This is a genomic window from Stenotrophomonas sp. NPDC077461 (assembly GCF_049545475.1).
Lineage (GTDB): Bacteria > Pseudomonadota > Gammaproteobacteria > Xanthomonadales > Xanthomonadaceae > Stenotrophomonas > Stenotrophomonas nematodicola.
Genome location: NZ_JBMWDO010000001.1, coordinates 753,292 through 769,891, shown reverse-complemented (window position 1 = coordinate 769,891; position 16,600 = coordinate 753,292). Strand labels below are relative to the sequence as shown.

The 16,600-nt window shown below is 68.3% G+C and carries 11 protein-coding genes; 3 read left to right on the top strand and 8 right to left on the bottom strand.

The features are described 5' to 3' along the window. Positions 1 to 125 precede the first annotated feature (125 nt). Together lysS and prfB are read right to left on the bottom strand one after the other, a co-directional pair. Positions 126 to 1,643 (bottom strand): lysine--tRNA ligase, encoded by a 1,518-nt coding sequence (gene lysS / locus ACPEH8_RS03725; protein WP_136004023.1) that lies wholly within the window; start codon positions 1,641 to 1,643, stop codon positions 126 to 128. A gap of 127 nt (positions 1,644 to 1,770) precedes the next feature. After that, positions 1,771 to 2,896, bottom strand: a protein-coding gene (gene prfB, locus ACPEH8_RS03720) for a peptide chain release factor 2 (protein WP_136004022.1) whose coding sequence is annotated in 2 segments (ribosomal slippage) — positions 1,771 to 2,820 and positions 2,822 to 2,896 — 1,125 coding nt in all. Because the reading frame shifts where the segments join, the coding sequence is not laid out codon by codon here. Between the two features lie 222 nt (positions 2,897 to 3,118). On the opposite strand from prfB, the gene ACPEH8_RS03715 reads away from it, so the two are divergent. Continuing rightward, positions 3,119 to 3,865, top strand: coding sequence for a M48 family metallopeptidase (locus ACPEH8_RS03715; RefSeq protein ID WP_017357272.1), 747 nt, complete (start codon positions 3,119 to 3,121; stop codon positions 3,863 to 3,865). Positions 3,866 to 3,923: 58 nt separating this feature from the next. Here ACPEH8_RS03715 and ACPEH8_RS03710 read toward each other — a convergent pair whose 3' ends face one another. Continuing rightward, complete coding sequence (locus tag ACPEH8_RS03710) at positions 3,924 to 4,793, bottom strand: LytTR family DNA-binding domain-containing protein (protein WP_026070963.1); 870 nt, start codon at positions 4,791 to 4,793, stop codon at positions 3,924 to 3,926. Between the two features lie 199 nt (positions 4,794 to 4,992). On the opposite strand from ACPEH8_RS03710, the gene ACPEH8_RS03705 reads away from it, so the two are divergent. After that, positions 4,993 to 5,985 carry a phosphatase PAP2 family protein gene (locus ACPEH8_RS03705; protein WP_153164192.1) on the top strand — a complete coding sequence of 331 codons (993 nt, stop codon included), beginning with the start codon at positions 4,993 to 4,995 and terminating at the stop codon, positions 5,983 to 5,985. A gap of 30 nt (positions 5,986 to 6,015) precedes the next feature. Here the strand turns inward: ACPEH8_RS03705 and ACPEH8_RS03700 are convergent, their stop codons facing one another. Beyond that, on the bottom strand, positions 6,016 to 8,907 hold the full coding sequence (locus ACPEH8_RS03700; RefSeq protein ID WP_423666156.1) for a VIT domain-containing protein: 2,892 nt from the start codon (positions 8,905 to 8,907) through the stop codon (positions 6,016 to 6,018). Between the two features lie 171 nt (positions 8,908 to 9,078). On the opposite strand from ACPEH8_RS03700, the gene ACPEH8_RS03695 reads away from it, so the two are divergent. After that, positions 9,079 to 10,134 (top strand): DUF1176 domain-containing protein, encoded by a 1,056-nt coding sequence (locus ACPEH8_RS03695; protein WP_423666071.1) that lies wholly within the window; start codon positions 9,079 to 9,081, stop codon positions 10,132 to 10,134. A 10-nt stretch (positions 10,135 to 10,144) separates the two neighbouring features. Here ACPEH8_RS03695 and recJ read toward each other — a convergent pair whose 3' ends face one another. The 4 genes from recJ to carB are packed head-to-tail and all read right to left on the bottom strand — an operon-like array spanning position 10,145 to position 16,550. Beyond that, on the bottom strand, positions 10,145 to 11,878 hold the full coding sequence (gene recJ / locus ACPEH8_RS03690) for a single-stranded-DNA-specific exonuclease RecJ (RefSeq protein ID WP_166473659.1): 1,734 nt from the start codon (positions 11,876 to 11,878) through the stop codon (positions 10,145 to 10,147). A gap of 29 nt (positions 11,879 to 11,907) precedes the next feature. Next, positions 11,908 to 12,828, bottom strand: a complete 921-nt coding sequence (locus tag ACPEH8_RS03685; protein WP_423666069.1) for a phosphoglycerate mutase — start codon at positions 12,826 to 12,828, stop codon at positions 11,908 to 11,910. Between the two features lie 6 nt (positions 12,829 to 12,834). Continuing rightward, positions 12,835 to 13,299 carry a transcription elongation factor GreA gene (greA, locus tag ACPEH8_RS03680; protein WP_026070814.1) on the bottom strand — a complete coding sequence of 155 codons (465 nt, stop codon included), beginning with the start codon at positions 13,297 to 13,299 and terminating at the stop codon, positions 12,835 to 12,837. An 8-nt stretch (positions 13,300 to 13,307) separates the two neighbouring features. Further along, positions 13,308 to 16,550 carry a carbamoyl-phosphate synthase large subunit gene (carB, locus tag ACPEH8_RS03675; RefSeq protein ID WP_423666067.1) on the bottom strand — a complete coding sequence of 1,081 codons (3,243 nt, stop codon included), beginning with the start codon at positions 16,548 to 16,550 and terminating at the stop codon, positions 13,308 to 13,310. Between the last annotated feature and the right edge of the window lie 50 nt (positions 16,551 to 16,600).

The window sequence follows — 16,600 nt, the reverse complement described above, 5'->3', positions numbered from 1 at the left end:
GACAGTCATGGTCCGTGGCTATCACCCCCCAACGTCGCAATAGCCCACGTCGAAACCATACGCGCGCGGCCACGCCAGCGGAAGCCCGTCCGGGCGGGCCACCCGGCCCCCCCGGAATGCAGTTCTCAGTTTTCAGGGCGCATATAGGGGAACAGCAGCACGTCCCGGATCGAACTGCTGCCGGTCAGCAGCATCACCAGGCGGTCGATGCCGATGCCCAGACCGCCGGTCGGCGCCATGCCGTACTCCAGCGCACGGATGTAATCGGCGTCGTAATGCATGGCTTCATCGTCGCCACCTTCCTTGGCGGTCACCTGCGCCTGGAAACGGGCCGCCTGGTCTTCCGGGTCGTTCAACTCGGAGAAGCCGTTGGCCAGTTCCTTGCCGTTGATGAACAGCTCGAAGCGGTCGGTGTAACCGGGCTGGTCGTCGTTGGCGCGGGCCAGTGGCGACACCTCGACCGGATGGTCGGTGATGAAGGTCGGCTGCACCAGGGTGTGCTCGACGGTGGCCTCGAAGATCTCCAGCAGCAGCTTGCCCCAGCCGTAGGACGGCTTGATGCGGATCTTCAGGCGCTCGCAGTGGGCAGCCAGCGCGTCACGGTCGGTGCAGTCGGCCGCGCTGATCTCCGGGTTGTGGTGGCGCACCGCTTCGTCCATGCGCCAGCGGCGGAACGCCGGGGCCAGGTCGATGGTGGCGCCATCCCACTCCACCGTGGTGGTGCCCAGCACCTTGCTGGCCACGTCACGGATCACGCCTTCGGTCAGGTCCATCACTTCGTTGTACGTGGCGTAGGCCTCGTACAGCTCCATCATGGTGAACTCGGGATTGTGGCGGGTGCTGACGCCTTCGTTGCGGAAGTTCCGGTTGATCTCGTACACCCGCTCCAGGCCGCCGACGACCAGGCGCTTGAGGTAGAGCTCCGGGGCCACGCGCAGGTACAGGTCCAGGTCCAGCGCGTTGTGGTGGGTGGTGAACGGCTTGGCCGTGGCGCCGCCGGGGATGTAATGCATCATCGGCGTTTCGACTTCCAGGAAGTCGCGGTTGTCCAGCCAGGCGCGCATGGCGCGGATGATCCGCGAGCGCTTGATGAAGACCTCGCGGGATTCCGGCGTCACGATCAGGTCGACGTAGCGCTGGCGGTAGCGCTGCTCCACGTCGGCCAGGCCATGCCACTTGTCCGGCAGCGGCCGCAGCGACTTGGTCAGCAGGCGGATGGTGGTGGCCTTGACCGACAGCTCGCCGGTCTTGGTGCGGGTCAGCCCGCCCTCGACGGCGATGATGTCGCCCACGTCCCAGCCCTTGAAGGCGGTGTAGGCATCGCCGAGGGTGCTGCCCTGCAGGAACAGCTGGATGCGGCCGGATTCGTCCTGGATCTGGGCGAAGCTGGCCTTGCCCATCACGCGCTTGGCCATCAGGCGGCCGGCCATCTTCACCTGGCGGCCAGCCGCTTCCAGTGCCTCGGCGGTCCACTGTTCGGCGTCGGCGAACTCGGCCTGCAGAGCGCCGGCGAACTGCTCGCGGCGGAAATCGTTCGGGTAGGCGATGCCCTGCCCGCGCAGCGCGGTCAGTTTCGCGCGGCGCTCGGCGATGAGGCTGTTCTCGTCGACGGGGGGCTGCGGCGCGGCGGTCTGATCGTTCATGGCGTGGGTCTGTGTATGTCGGGGGGAGTGGGGGGCCCCGCCATCATGCCGATGGCCGGGGGAAATTGCGAAACCGGGCGGAGCCCGGGGGACAACGGAACGGGGCCGCGCGTGGCGGCCCCGACGGTCAGGCGTCGGTGCGTTTGGCACCCACGGCCAGGCCGGACTTCAGGCTGGCTTCGACGAATTCGTCGAGGTCGCCGTCCAGCACCTTCTGCGTATCCGAGCGTTCGATGCCGGTGCGCAGGTCCTTGATGCGGCTCTGGTCGAGCACGTAGTTGCGGATCTGGCTGCCCCAGCCGATGTCGGACTTGGTGGCTTCCACCGCGTCGCGCTCGGCATTGCGCTTCTGGATTTCCAGCTCGTACAGCTTGGCGGCCAGCATCTTCATCGCGTTGTCGCGGTTCTGGTGCTGGCTGCGGCCGGTCTGGCAGGCCACGACCGTGTTGGTCGGGATGTGGGTGATGCGCACCGCCGACTCGGTCTTGTTGACGTGCTGGCCACCGGCGCCGGAGGAGCGGTACACGTCGGTACGCAGGTCGGCCGGGTTGATGTCGATCTCGATGTTGTCGTCCACTTCCGGGGACACGAACACCGAGGTGAAGCTGGTGTGGCGGCGGTTGTCCGAATCGAACGGCGACTTGCGCACCAGGCGGTGCACGCCGGTTTCGGTCTTCAGCCAGCCATAGGCATAGTCGCCTTCCACGCGCAGCGTGGCCGACTTGATGCCGGCAACGTCGCCACCGGACACTTCCATCAGCTCGGTCTTCCAGCCGCGCGATTCGCACCAGCGCAGGTACATGCGCAGCAGGATTTCGGCCCAGTCCTGGGCTTCGGTGCCACCGGCACCGGCCTGGATGTCGACGAAGGCTGCCGCGTTGTCCATCTGACCGGAGAACATGCGCTGGAACTCCAGCTGTTCCACGTGCTTCTGGTACTTGTCCAGGTCGGCGACCACGGCCAGCGCGGTATCGTCGTCCTGCTCGCTCTCCGCCAGCTCCAGCAGTTCGCCGGACTCGGCCAGCCCATCCAGGATGGAGGCGATGCCGCCGACGGTTTTTTCCAGGTTGGCGCGCTCGCGCCCCAGGTTCTGGGCGTACTCGGCGTTGTTCCAGATATCCGGGTTTTCCAGTTCCCGGGTTACTTCTTCCAGACGCTCTTTCTTGGCGTCGTAGTCAAAGATACCCCCTGAGCGAGAGCACGCGATCGGTGAGATCGGTGATCCGCTGGCGGACAGGATTGAGCTCGATCATGTCGGCAGTTAATGCGTGCGAAAAGACTGTCAATGATAGCCCATCCGGCGCCTTCACGCCGAGGTGGAGGCCGTGCGCCGGGCCAATCGGGGCATCACGTCAAGAAAACGACACCGGGCGTCACAGCGGTACGGTGCAGACGGTAGACTGCCCGCCGGCCGCGCCCGCCCTGCCCCCGCAGGAGGCCCGGCCGCCCCTGCAATCACATGGAGTTCTACCCTGATGAGGAAGTCATCCTCGGCCGCCCTGCTGGCCATCGCCTGCCTGGCCGCCGGTACCGCCTCGGCCCTCGATCTCAAGCAACTGTCCAGCACCGGCCTGAAGGCCGGCCAGGCCCTGACCCTGTCCGATCAGGACGTGGCCAAGGCCGCCGACCAGTCCTGCGTCTACATGGACAAGGAAAACAAGGTCGCCCCGGCCAGCAGCCCGTACGCCCAGCGCCTGGCCAGGATCACCGAAGGCCTCGCCAACGAAGACGGTCTGAGCCTGAGCTTCAAGGTCTACCTGACCGAAGATGTCAACGCCTGGGCGATGGCCAACGGCTGCGTGCGCGTGTATTCAGGCCTGATGGACATGGCCTCGGACGATGAAGTGCGCGGCGTGATCGGCCACGAGATCGGCCACGTCAAGCTGGGCCACAGCAAGTCCAGGATGCGGACCGCCATGCTGGCCTCGGCCGGACGCGACACCCTGGCTGCGTCGGGCAACGCCAACATCGCCCAGCTCACCCAGGGTCAGCTCGGCGAACTGGCCGAAGGCTTCGTCAACGCGCAGTTCTCGCAGAAGGAAGAGAGCGCGGCCGACGAATACGGCTACCGCTTCATGAAGCGGCACAGCTACGACCCGGCCGCACTGGCCAGCATGTTCCGCAAGCTGTCCAGCCAGGGCGGCCTGATGTCCTCGCACCCGGGTTCGGAAGCACGCGCCGGGCGCATCGACGCGATGATCAAGAAGGACGGCAAGCGCTGAGCTGCCTGACGGCATCCCGGCGTGCCGGGATGCCGGGCCGGCCGGTGGCACCGTGCCGTCAGCCGGTCGGCTGCACCGCCAGCGCCTGGCGGAACAGCGGGAGCTGCCGCCGGCTGCACGGCACCTTGGCCCCATCATCCATATGCAGCAGCGCTTCGCCGCCGTCCAAGGGCTCGATCGAGACCAGCCGGCGCGCATTGACCAGCCAACTGCGATGGGCGCGTACGAACACCGCCGGGTCCAGCTTGGTCTCCAGCGCGGCCATCGTGGTGCGCAACGGGTAGTCGTGCCCGCGCACGCGCAGATTGACGTAGTTGCCCGCCGCCTGGGCGTATTCAATGTCGGCGGTGGCGACCAGGAAGTCGCGCCCCAGCTTGCGCACCAGGAACCGCTCTGGCCGCTCCACCGCCTCCACCGGTGGCGCATCGTCCGGTGCCACGAGCAGGTGCGCTTCGCCCTGCCGACGCCGTCCGAACCAGCTGAAGAAGTGTTCGATCGCCACGAAAGAGAAGAACGCGCGGACATCCTTCAGGTACTCATAGAGCGCGCGGACCGCCCAGGTGGCGTCGTCCTGGTAGTGGTGCCCGAGCGCGGCATAGGCCAGATGGCGCAGCGCCATCATCCCCAGCACGTGCACCAGCGACCACGCCACACTGGCCAGCAGATACAGCGGCAGCCGCCGCTTCCAGGTATCCGCATGCAGGGGCCAGCGCTGGCATCCCCACCACAACACCGGCAGCGTCAACAGGATCATCGAGACGCTGCTCAGCTCCCAGATCATCGGCTGCCACAGGCCAAGATCGTCCCCACGGCGCGCCGCGTCCATGACTTCGACCAGCGCATTGGCCACTGCACTGGTCAGCAGAATCACCGACCACACCAGCATCCGCGCGCCGGGTCGCCACCGTGCCGCTGTGCCGTTCGCCATTGAATCATCCATCCGCAAAGGGTCGTCAGCCTGACTCATCCCGTCATGGTAGTGCGCCCCACCCGTCACCGGGCGACCGCCATTGGTCACCCGCCCCCGGCGACAAGCCCTGTGCGTGCTGCGCCCGCGTTTCGGACGCCGCCGGCAGCCGGTATCGTTGCCCGTCACGCCGGCGCCTGCCCGGCCCTGAGGAATACGGATGTTCCAGACCCATTGGCATGTGTGGCTGCAGGCGTTCTTCGATGCCGCGTGGATGGTGCCGCTGATGACCTTCGTGAGCACGCTGGGCTACGAATGGGCGTACGTGCTGCTGATCGTTGTGCTCAGCTTCGGGGTACGGCTGCGCGCCGGGCTGGGCGTGATGCTCGCGGTACTGCTCATGTCCACGGCCACCCACGCCATCAAACAGAGTGCGGCGCTGCCCCGCCCCAGCGATGTCGACATCCACGTGCTGGACAAGGGCCGTCCTGGCCACGCGCTGGTGGACGATGGCGCTGCCGGGTCGTTCTGGTCGCTGCCCAGCGGTGAAGCAATTGCGGCGTTGCGTGCGCAGCCCGATCCGGACTACGGGTTCATCAGTGGTCACGTGGGCGTGGCGACGGCGGCGATGATGGCGCTGGTGCTGTGCTTCGGCATCCGCAGCCGGGGCTGGCGGATCGCGCTGCTGATCGGCTGGCCGCTGTTGATGGCGCTGTCACGGATGTACCTGGGCCGGCATTTCCTGTCCGATGTGCTGGGCGGCTGGCTGGTCGGCATGGCCCTGGCCTGGCTTGCCTGGCAGTGCCTGCCCTCGCCCGCGCATCACAATCGAACGCGCTACCTCCTCCTCGCCACCCTGGGCGCTGGCATGACGGCAGCGGCGTTGACCACCGGGCTCGTCCCGGCCGACAGCGCGGGGCGCTACCTGGGCCTGCTGCTGGTCTTCGCCTTCCTGCACTGGCGCGGCTGGCCGCTGGACCCGCAGACGCCGTGGCAGCGGATCGGCCGGGTGCTCGCCGTGATCGCGCTGTACCTTGTCATCAGCCCTGCGCTGGAGGCGGTTGCCAACGTACTGGCACTGCCGGACACCGCCGTGGTGGAGATGGTGTTCAACACCGCCGGCAACGCGGCGATCTTCATCGGTGGCATCGCCCTGGCGGGGCACTGGCCGCTGTCCGCGCGCCGCGTGCATCGGGATGCCGCCGCCGGGTAGGCAGCGGCATCCGCCTGCAGCGCGTCCTGCTCACTTCACCTCGAACTCCCCGACCAGCACCGTCTCGGCGCGGTCCTTCAACCGCAGCGTGACCTGCTGGTCGCGCTGGTCGCGGCTGCCCCACTTCGTGCTCAGGCGAAGCATCAGCGTGGTCGCGCCGGTGACCAACTGCTCGCGGCTGCCGAAGAAGTTGGCCTCCACCTTGTAGATGCCCGGCTTGGCGTCGCGCAGCGAGAACTGCTCCGGGCCGTAGCCGCCGGTGAAGTCCGGCGACATCTGCCCGCCCTGGTAGGTCAGCCGGTTGCCGTAATACGCGCGCTCGCCGTTCGGATCGGTGACCCACAGGTCCATGTCGCTGTTGTCACTGTCCCAGCTCAGCACCACGCGCAGGTCCAGCGGCATCGCACGGCGCAGGCGCGGATCAATGGCGGATGCGTCCACGCGCTCGCGCGCGACCAGCCGGGTCAGTTCGTCCAGCGCGATCAGCGAAATGCCGTCGAAGCGGCCATCCCAGGGGCGCACAACCACCTCGTACAACGACGCCAGTGCGGCCTGGTGCTGGCCACTGGCCTCAAGTGCCAAGCCAAGATCGCGGAAGCTCTGCGGCTCCTCTTCGCCGATCGCCAGCACGTCACGGAACACCGGCACGGCCAGTGCCGGCGCCTCGGCCTGCAGCAGCCGATAGCCGAGCACGCGCAGCACATGGCGGTTTTCCAGCTGCATCTCGGCCAGGTTGGACAGCACCCGCAGCGCCAGGTCGCGCTGGCCGGCGGCGAACAGCAGGTCCGCCACATCGAGGTAGAAGGCGGTGCTGTCGGCATGCTGCTCGCGCTCGGCCAGGTAAAGCCCATACAGCTGGTCCGGCCGGGCGTCACGCAGGCGACGGGCATAGGCCGAGTCCGGCGCCCACGCTGCCACGCTGATCGCCAGCGTGCCGTCGTTGACCTGGCCGGCCGCACGTTCGGCGGGCGCAGCGCGGCGTGCCCGGCTGGCAGCCGCCATCGGCGCAGGCGCCGCCACGGCATCGGCAGCGGACTCGCCGGCCATCTGCATGGCCTGTGGGGCCGCCCGCACCGTCAGGACCGGCGGTGGGGGCGCTGACGGCGACGCCACCTTGGCCGCCTCAACCGCCGGGGCGTCCTTGGGCCACGGCGTGTTCCACCAGCGTTCGCGCTCGGCGAACCGGCGGGCGACCTGATCCAGCCGCTGCTGACGCGCCTGCGCTTCGTCGGCAACGCGCACCGCGTGCAGGCGGTCGTAATCGCCACGCAGCGGTGACGGCGGGCGAATGCCGTAGCGCAGGTAGTCGTCGAGCGTCTCCAGCACCAGCAGCGAGGTATCGGCACTCACCAGACCGAACTGCTGCGACAGTGCCCGCGCCGCGCCCGCATTGCCCTGCGGATCGGCTGCGTACTGTGCCAGGCGGGCCTGCGCCCACGCGTCCGCCACCAGGCGGCCGCCCAGCGCACGGGCGTCGGCAACCGCCACCCGATGCTGCTGGATGCGACCGTCGCCCAGGCGCACACGCACGGTCACCTCGCCCGTGTCGCGCTGCACGCGCCCCAGCACGCGCAACCAGAGCTGTCCGGTACTGCGGGTGTCGGCCACCAGTGCATCAATGCCCTGCCCCTCCACACCAATCACCTCGACACCCTGCGCCAGCAGCAACGGCAGAACCGCGTCGACCTCACGCGTGCTGGAGAGCAGCAGGGCCTGGCCGCGATGGGCCCCGGTCCAGGCGCGCAGCCGCGCCGCGTCGGTCCGCGCGCCGGCGGTGCTCAGTGCATACAGGCGCTGGTCCGCCCGCAGCGTGGGCAGCTGGCGTGCACCGTAGTTGGACCGGCCGTCGCTGACCAGCAGGTACTCCTTGATATCGGCCTTCGGGGTCCAGTCGCCGAGGGCGCTGGCCCCATCCTGCGGCAGGCTGCCCAGGTACGCGCGCAGTGCGCTCCAGTCGCCGTTGCGGATGTCGAATTCGCGCGGGGCGTCGGCACGGTCGCGCAGCACCGTCAGCTGCACCTGGCCGTTGCCGATTGCCCGGAAGTAGCGGTCCAGCACTGCCAGTTCGGCGGCACGGTCGCGCTGCCGCGCCGAGCCGGAGGCATCCCAGAGCAGCCCCACGCGGCTGGGCAGCGCCCGCGGCGCCGTGTTCGCCGGCAGCGGAATCTGCGCCAGCAGGTAGCGCTGTCCGTCATGCAGGCCGGTCACCACATCGGACTGACGCACCTGCGGCAGCGACCACTGCCACTGCGCGGGCAGCGTCTCACCACTGCCCTGCCATTGCGCCTGGTAGCTGCCGCCCTGCAACCGGAACGCGACCGGTCCGGCGGCCGCGGGCTGCGGCGCACCGGTTCCGGCGGCCTGCAGCCGCACCGACACCTGCGCTGCGCCGCGCGCGAACTGCATCGGCAACGTCCAGCGCAGCCCCTGCGCATCCACCGGCAGCGTGTCGCGCACCGTCAGCGCGACCCGACGGCTGCCACGGGCGGGAATGGGATAGACGCGCAGGCGGAACCGGTTGCCGGCGGTCTGCTCGAGCAGCCCCGGGTCGACCCGGCGCCGCTCGATCGCCTCGAAGACCTGGCGGCCCTGCGCCTTCGGCACCGGCACCGCGTCGCGCAGCACGCCATCGACGTCCAGCGCAAACCCGGCGACCTGCTGGTCGGCGGCCAAGGGGAATTCCAGCTGCCCTTCCAGGACGCGGGCGTTGGGATTGAAGAACTCCATCTCGATCCGGGTCTCACCCAGCCCGGCCACCACGTGGCTGTCCAGCACCACGCTGCGCAGCTGCACCGGCACTTCGGCGCCGGCCACCTGCAGCACCTGCACCCCAGCCGGCGCATCGGCGATGACGACCGATGGGCGCGGCGGCGGGAACCGGCGCGCGTCCACAGTGCCGACCTGCATGACCAGCCCCAGCATGCCGAGCATGCCGATCCCACGAAGTGCGCGTTCCATGTGACGCTCCCGATCCAATGACAGCAGGTTGAACGGACGATGCCGGCAAACGGGGTTGCGCGGAGACAGCCCTTGGCGGCACGGACGCGGTAGCCCAAGATGCGGCTCCCCCGATGCCCCCACAAGGACGTTGCGATGCGATTTCTGCCCACGCTGCTGCCCCTGCTGCTCGTGTCTGCGCCGGTTCCGGCGCAGGCGGCACCACAGGGCGGCGAACGCTTCACCCATCACGACTGGACCCTGGCCTGCGACAACACGCGCACCTGCCGCGCCGCCGGCTACCAGAACGATGACGAGGGGGGCAACGCGCCCGTGTCGGTACTGCTGACCCGAGCGGCCGGCCCGAACCAGCCCGTCAGCGCCGAGCTGATGCTCGGGCAGTACGAGAAAACCACCTTCCCCGCGCGCGTGACCCTGCAGATCAATGGTGTGGCGCTCGGCGCCCTTGCATACAACCGCGAGGACGGCAGCGCCACGCTCACTGCGCCGCAGGTGGCGGCGCTGCTGGCGTCGCTCAAGCGCGACAGCCACATCGACGTGATCGGCAACGATGGCCGGCGCTGGGTCCTGTCCGATCGCGGCGCGTCGGCCGTCCTGCTGAAGATGGATACGGTGCAGGGCCGGCTCGGCACGCCCGGTGCGCTGATGCGCAAGGGCACCGTTGCCGAAAGCAGCGTGCTGCCGGCGCTGCCGGTGCCGGTGATGACGCTCGGGAAGGCCTTCGCCACCCGTCCCGCCGATGCGGCACTGGGCCGTTCCCCGGCGCTGCGCGCCGCCCTGGCGGCCGCCACCTCGCCGGACGACTGCGAAGCGCTGGGCCCGGGCGAAGGCCTGGTGGCGGGCGAAGCGCCGCAGGACATGACCGTCACCCGTCTATCGGCCACCAAGCTGCTGGTGTCGGTCGGCTGCTGGCGCGCGGCCTACAACACCGGCGATGGCTACTGGGTGATCAACGACCGCGCGCCCTATGCGCCGGTGCTGGTCACCACGCTGGGCAACGACGACGACGGACGCACCATCACCTCGGCCAGCAAGGGCCGTGGGCTGGGAGACTGCTGGTACACCGCCACCTGGAGCTGGGATGGGGCCCGCTTCGTGCCCACCGCCGAATCCAACACCGGTCTGTGCCGTCTGGTGGCCGCTGGCGGGGCGTGGGAAATGCCCACGCTGGTCACCCGCGTGCAGGAGTGAGCGGCACGGCTTACGCGTTGGCGCAGTGCTCCACGATCAACTGGATCGCCCCGCCACCGCGGTAGTCATCGCTGACCAGCCGGTAAGCGATATGGACGTGGTTGGCCGGCGCGTTGCCGGTCCAGCCGCTGAAATGGATCGCGTTCACCGGTTCGGCGCGACCGGGAACGCGCAGGCTGAGTTTCAGGTGCTTTTCCTTCAGCACCTGCCAGCGTGCCACCTGGAAGTGGCCGTCGAACAGCGGCTCGGGGAACCCCTGCCCCCAGGGGCCGGCCAGGCGCAGGGCTTCGGCGTGGCGGAAATCCAGCTCGTTGCCATCGAGCTCGCCGTCGCTCAGCAGTTGCTGCTGCAGCGCCGCCGGGTCCATGCTGGCCTCGACCACGGCAACGAAGGCCTGCTGGAAGTCGGGCAGCCGCGCGTGCGGCAGGCTCAGCCCCGCGGCCATCGCATGGCCACCGAACCTGTCGATCAGGCCCGGATGGGCGGCATTGACCAGCGCCAGCGCGTCACGGATGTGGAAGCCGGGAATCGAGCGCGCCGAACCACGCAGCGAATCGCCGCCGGGCTCGGCCGGTGCAAACGCGATGACCGGGCGGTGCAGCCGGTCTTTCATCTTCGAGGCAACCAGCCCGACCACACCCGGGTGCCATTCCGCATCAAACAGGCACGCCGCGATCGGACGTTCGCCTTCGGCCTGCAGCACCGCGCGCGACACGGCCCGTTCGGCGTCGTCGGTCATCACCTGCTGCACCGCGCGACGCTCGGCGTTGATCTGCTCCAGCGTGCCGGCGATCTCGCGTGCCTGGACGACATCTTCGGTAAGCAGCAGTTCGATGCCCAGCGCCATGTCTTCCAGCCGCCCGGCCGCGTTCAGGCGCGGCCCCAACGCAAACCCGATATCGGTGGCCGTCAGGCGCTTTGGATCGCGGCCGCTGGCGGCGATGAGCGCCTGCAGCCCGACACAGCCCTGCCCCGCGCGCAGCCGGCGCAGGCCGGCCGAGACCAGTGCGCGGTTGTTGGCATCCAGTACCACCAGGTCAGCGACGGTACCGACCGCCACCAGGTCCAGCAGCGTCAGCAGGTCCGGCTCGGTCCCGGCGGCGAATGCGCCCTGCAGCCGCAGGTGGCGGCGCAGCGCCATCAGCACGTAGAAGATCACCCCGACGCCGGCCAGCGCCTTGCTCGGAAACGCGTCGCCGCCGATGTTGGGATCGACCAGCACGTCGGCCGGCGGCAACTGCTCGCCGGGGAGATGGTGGTCGGTGACCAGCACCTTCCATCCCAGCGCCTTGGCCGCGGCCACACCGGCATGGCACGCGATGCCGTGGTCCACCGTGACCAGCAGGCCCGGCTGCAGGTGCGCCAGGTCGGCCACCAGAGAAGGCGACAGGCCGTAGCCGTGGAGCATGCGGTTGGGCACGGCGTGCACCACGTCGCGCGCGCCCAGCATGCGCAGGCCACGCACGCCCACCGCGCACGCGGTGGCACCGTCGCAGTCGAAATCGCCGACCACCAGGATGCGTTCGCCGGCGGCGATGGTGTCGGCCAGCAGCTGCACGGCAGCCTGCATGCTGCCCATCAGCTCCGGCGCGTGCAGCTGGGCCAGCTTCGGCTGCGCCTGTGCGGCATCGGTGACGCCGCGTGCGGCGAACACGCGCTGCAGCAGGGGCAGCATGTCGGCGGGCCACTCGCCGCTGTCGGGGATGGCGCGGCGCTGGATCTGGGGGGAATCGGGAGAAGACAAGGCAGGCTCGAAGAACGAACGGAAAGGGGTCACGCGTCGTGCAGTTGCAGCGGCTTCTTCCAGAAGCGCCAACGCTGGCCCTTCTCCAGCTCAAACCGCATGCCGTCTTCGAAATCCAGGACCAGGCGTCGCAGTTCGCCCCGTTGCAGCGCCGACAACAGCGGGCGGATCGCGTCGTTGCCGAGCTGGTCGAGCGAGCGCAGTTGCCGCAGATCGACCAGCGCATCCACCTGCTGATCGCCATCGGCCTGCACGCCGGCCGCCTTGGCCAGTGCCTGCAGAAGCGCCTCACGGCTGCGCACCTGGGCATGCGCGGTATGCACGGACTGCGGCGGCTCGCCGCCGCCCCAGAACCACAGTGAATTGATGGCGCGCTTGCCCGCCGCAACCCGATGCTGGTTCCAGTCGTGCTGATGCAGCACCACCTGCGCCTCGGTCAGCAGCGCACGCCAGCGGCGGCCTGCATCGCCTTCGGGCAGGTGGGCGAACAGATCATCGCCCAGCACGTCGTCGGGCGCGGCAAACGCGGGCAGCAGGGTGCCCCGCGGCAGGCGCAGATACCAGCGCGACGGCACCGGCGCGTCCAGCACGAAGCCGAACCCGGCAAACAGCGGCTGCAGTGCCGGCAGCAGATGCGCGACATCCTCGGCGTCGGGGCGCAGCGTATCGCCGTGCCCCATCATCCGTGCGCCGTGCATGTCGGGCACCACATTGGCCGGATCGGCGCGCAGCCAGACACCGTCGGCGGCATCGCCGACGTCGAACTGGCGGGTCAGCGCGGCCACGGGCCACTGCGCCGGCTGCAGTTGAAAATGCCGCTGCAGCTGGGCACGCTCACCTGGCTCGACGCTGTTGCGTTCGGCCCGTCCCAATGCCCTGGCCACGTCCTCGGGAAGCGGCGTGGCAGGGAACCGGCTGCGCGCGGGCAGCAGCAGCGTGGCCGTGGCCATCGTCGGTCAGTCCAGGTACTGGACGCTGACGATTTCGTACTCGCGCTGGCCGGCAGGTGCATCGATGGTGACCGCATCGCCCTCCAGCTTGCCGATCAGGGCGCGCGCCAGCGGCGAGGAGATCGCGATCAGGCCCAGCTTGATGTCGGCCTCCAGATCGCCAACGATCTGATAACGCTTCTCTTCATCACTCTCGACATCGGCCAGCTCCACCGTGGCGCCGAACACAACCTTGCTGCCGGCGTTGAGCTTGGTGATGTCGATGATCTCGGCGTGCGACAGCTCACCTTCCAGCTGCTTGATGCGGCCTTCGATGAAGCCCTGCTCCTCGCGCGCGGCGTGATACTCGGCGTTCTCCTTCAGATCGCCGTGCTCACGCGCTTCTGCGATGGCAGCGATGACCTTGGGGCGCTTGACCGACTTCAGGTGGTCAAGCTCCTCGCGCAGACGCTGCGCGCCCTTCAGGGTGATCGGTGCTCTCATGCGTTCAACTCCTTGTGCAGTTCCTGCAGCGACCAGACAGGGCCGGTGCCGCGGAATTCCAGTGAATGCACCAGCGCCTTGGCGCCGGCAATGGTGGTCGAATAGGTCACGCGGTGCTGCAGCGCTTCGCGACGGATCGAGAACGAGTCATTGATCGCCGCGCGACCTTCGGTCGTGTTGACGATATACACGATCTCGCCGTTCTTGATCGAATCGACGATGTGCGGGCGACCTTCGACCACCTTGTTGACGATCTCGCAGTCCATGCCGTGCTGCTGCAGCCACGCCGCGGTGCCACGGGTGGCCACCAGGCTGTAGCCACGCTCCAGCAGGGCCTGTGCGACCGGCAGGACGCGCTTCTTGTCCGGATCGCGGACCGAGACGAAGGCCTTGCCCAGCGGCGGTGCCTTGATGCCACCGGCTTCCTGCGCGCGCGCGAAGGCGGCGCTGAAGCTGCGGCCCACGCCCATCACCTCACCGGTGGAGCGCATCTCCGGCCCGAGGATCGGGTCGACCCCCTGGAACTTGGCGAACGGGAAGATCGCTTCCTTGACCGAGTAGTAGTCCGGCACGATTTCCTTGGTCGCGCCCTGCTCGGCCAGGGTCTTGCCGGCCATGCAGCGGGCGGCGATCTTGGCCAGCGCCATGCCGGTGGCCTTGGACACGAACGGCACGGTGCGCGAGGCACGCGGGTTCACTTCCAGCAGGTAGACGATGTCATTGCCATCGTCGCCGACCTGGATGGCGAACTGGGTGTTCATCAGGCCGACCACGTTCAGGGCCTTGGCCAGCTCGACCACCTGACGGCGCAGCTCGGCCTGGGTCTCGGCCGACAGCGAGTACGGCGGCAGCGAGCAGGACGAGTCACCCGAATGCACACCGGCTTCCTCGATGTGCTCCATCACGCCGCCGATCAGCACGTTGCCGTCCTTGTCGGCAATGATGTCCACATCCACTTCCACGGCGTTGTCGAGGAAACGATCCAGCAGCACCGGCGAGTCGTTGGACACCTTGACCGCATCGCGCACGTAGCGCGCCAGGTCGGATTCGCCGTACACGATTTCCATCGCGCGGCCGCCCAGCACGTAGCTCGGGCGCACCACCAGCGGGTAGCCGATCTCACGGGCCAGCAGCAGGGCTTCCTGGTCGTTGCGCGCGATGCGGTTCGGCGGCTGCTTCAGGCCGAGCGAGTCGACCAGTTGCTGGAAACGCTCGCGGTCTTCGGCGAGGTCGATCGAGTCCGGCGAGGTGCCGATCACCGGCACACCGTTGGCTTCCAGCGCGCGTGCCAGCTTCAGCGGGGTCTGGCCGCCGTACTGCACGATCACGCCCTTGGGCTGTTCCAGCTCGACGATTTCCAGCACGTCTTCCAGCGTCAGCGGCTCGAAGTACAGGCGGTCGGAGGTGTCGTAGTCGGTGGAGACGGTTTCCGGGTTGCAGTTGACCATGATGGTTTCAAAGCCATCATCGCGCAGCGCCAGTGCCGCATGCACGCAGCAGTAGTCGAACTCGATGCCCTGGCCGATGCGGTTCGGACCGCCGCCCAGAATCATGATCTTGTCGCGATTGCTCGGCGCCGCTTCGCACTCGTCCTCGTAGGTCGAGTACAGGTAGGCGGTGCTGGTGGCGAACTCGGCGGCGCAGGAGTCCACGCGCTTGTACACCGGGCGCACCTTGTGGGCGCGGCGCAGCGCGCGCACGGCGGCTTCGTTGGTGCCGGTCAGCTCGGCCAGGCGGGCATCGGAGAAGCCGGCGCGCTTGAGCGTGCGCAGACGGGCGGCGTCCAGCGAGTCGATGCCATCGGCGGCGAGCTGGATTTCGGCCTGGATGATTTCTTCGATCTGATCCAGGAACCACGGGTCGATGTGCGACAGCGCGAAGACGTCCTCGACGCTGAAACCGGCACGGAACGCGTCACCGACGAAGAACAGGCGCTCCGGGCCCGGAGCCTTCAGTTCGCGCTTGAGCGTGGTGATGTCGTCTTCATTGGCCAGGTCCAGGCCGGTCGGGTCCAGGCCGATCTTGCCGGTTTCCAGGCCACGCAGCGCCTTCTGCAGGGATTCCTGGAAGGTGCGGCCCATCGCCATCACCTCGCCCACCGACTTCATCTGGGTGGTCAGACGGGCGTCGGCGGCCGGGAACTTCTCGAACGCGAAGCGCGGGATCTTGGTGACGACGTAATCGATGGACGGCTCGAACGAGGCCGGGGTGAGCCCGCCGGTGATTTCGTTGCGGAGTTCATCCAGGGTGTAACCCACGGCCAGCTTGGCAGCGACCTTGGCGATCGGGAAGCCGGTGGCCTTGGAGGCCAGCGCCGAGGAACGCGACACGCGCGGGTTCATTTCGATCACCACCACGCGGCCGGTGGTCGGGCTGATGCCGAACTGCACGTTCGAGCCGCCGGTGTCCACGCCGATCTTGCGCAGCACGGCGATGGAGGCATCGCGCAGGCGCTGGTATTCCTTGTCGGTCAAGGTCTGCGCCGGGGCCACGGTGATCGAGTCGCCGGTGTGCACGCCCATCGGATCGAGATTTTCGATCGAGCAGACGATGATGCAGTTGTCGGCGGTGTCACGCACCACCTCCATCTCGAATTCCTTCCAGCCCAGCACCGATTCCTCGACCAGCACCTCGGTGGTCGGCGACAGTTCCAGACCGCGGGTGACGATGTCGACCAGCTCTTCGCGGTTGTAGGCGATGCCGCCACCGCTGCCACCCAGGGTGAAGCTCGGGCGGATGATGGTCGGGTAGCCGACGCGGGTCTGGATCTCGATCGCTTCTTCCAGCGTGTGAGCGACGGCCGCCTTCGGGCATTCCAGGCCGATTTCCCCCATCGCCACGCGGAACAGCTCGCGGTCTTCGGCCATGCGGATCGCGTCGCGCTTGGCGCCGATCAGTTCGACGTTGTACTTCTCCAGCACGCCATTGTCGGCCAGGTCCAGCGCGCAGTTCAGCGCGGTCTGGCCGCCCATCGTCGGCAGCAGCGCGTCGGGCTTTTCCTTGGCGATGATCTTTTCGACCGTCTGCCAGTTGATCGGCTCGATGTAGACGGCGTCGGCCATCTCCGGGTCGGTCATGATCGTGGCCGGATTGCTGTTGACCAGCACCACGCGGTACCCCTCGTCGCGCAGCGCCTTGCAGGCCTGCGCGCCGGAGTAGTCGAACTCGCAGGCCTGGCCGATGACGATCGGGCCGGCACCGATGATGAGGATGGTTTTAAGGTCAGTGCGCTTGGGCATTGTCTTCTCTAAGTCAGTACAGCGTGGCGGGGGAAACTGATCGCACGCTG

Excerpts from the sequence above, each read along its gene's own strand:
- lysS (WP_136004023.1), bottom strand. The coding sequence starts at position 1,643 with ATGAACGATCAGACCGCCGCGCCGCAGCCCCCCGTCGACGAGAACAGC.
- ACPEH8_RS03715 (WP_017357272.1), top strand. The coding sequence starts at position 3,119 with ATGAGGAAGTCATCCTCGGCCGCCCTGCTGGCCATCGCCTGCCTGGCC.
- ACPEH8_RS03710 (WP_026070963.1), bottom strand. The coding sequence starts at position 4,793 with ATGGCGAACGGCACAGCGGCACGGTGGCGACCCGGCGCGCGGATGCTG.
- ACPEH8_RS03705 (WP_153164192.1), top strand. The coding sequence starts at position 4,993 with ATGTTCCAGACCCATTGGCATGTGTGGCTGCAGGCGTTCTTCGATGCC.
- ACPEH8_RS03700 (WP_423666156.1), bottom strand. The coding sequence starts at position 8,907 with ATGCTGGGGCTGGTCATGCAGGTCGGCACTGTGGACGCGCGCCGGTTC.
- ACPEH8_RS03695 (WP_423666071.1), top strand. The coding sequence starts at position 9,079 with ATGCGATTTCTGCCCACGCTGCTGCCCCTGCTGCTCGTGTCTGCGCCG.
- ACPEH8_RS03685 (WP_423666069.1), bottom strand. The coding sequence starts at position 12,828 with ATGGCCACGGCCACGCTGCTGCTGCCCGCGCGCAGCCGGTTCCCTGCC.
- carB (WP_423666067.1), bottom strand. The coding sequence starts at position 16,550 with ATGCCCAAGCGCACTGACCTTAAAACCATCCTCATCATCGGTGCCGGC.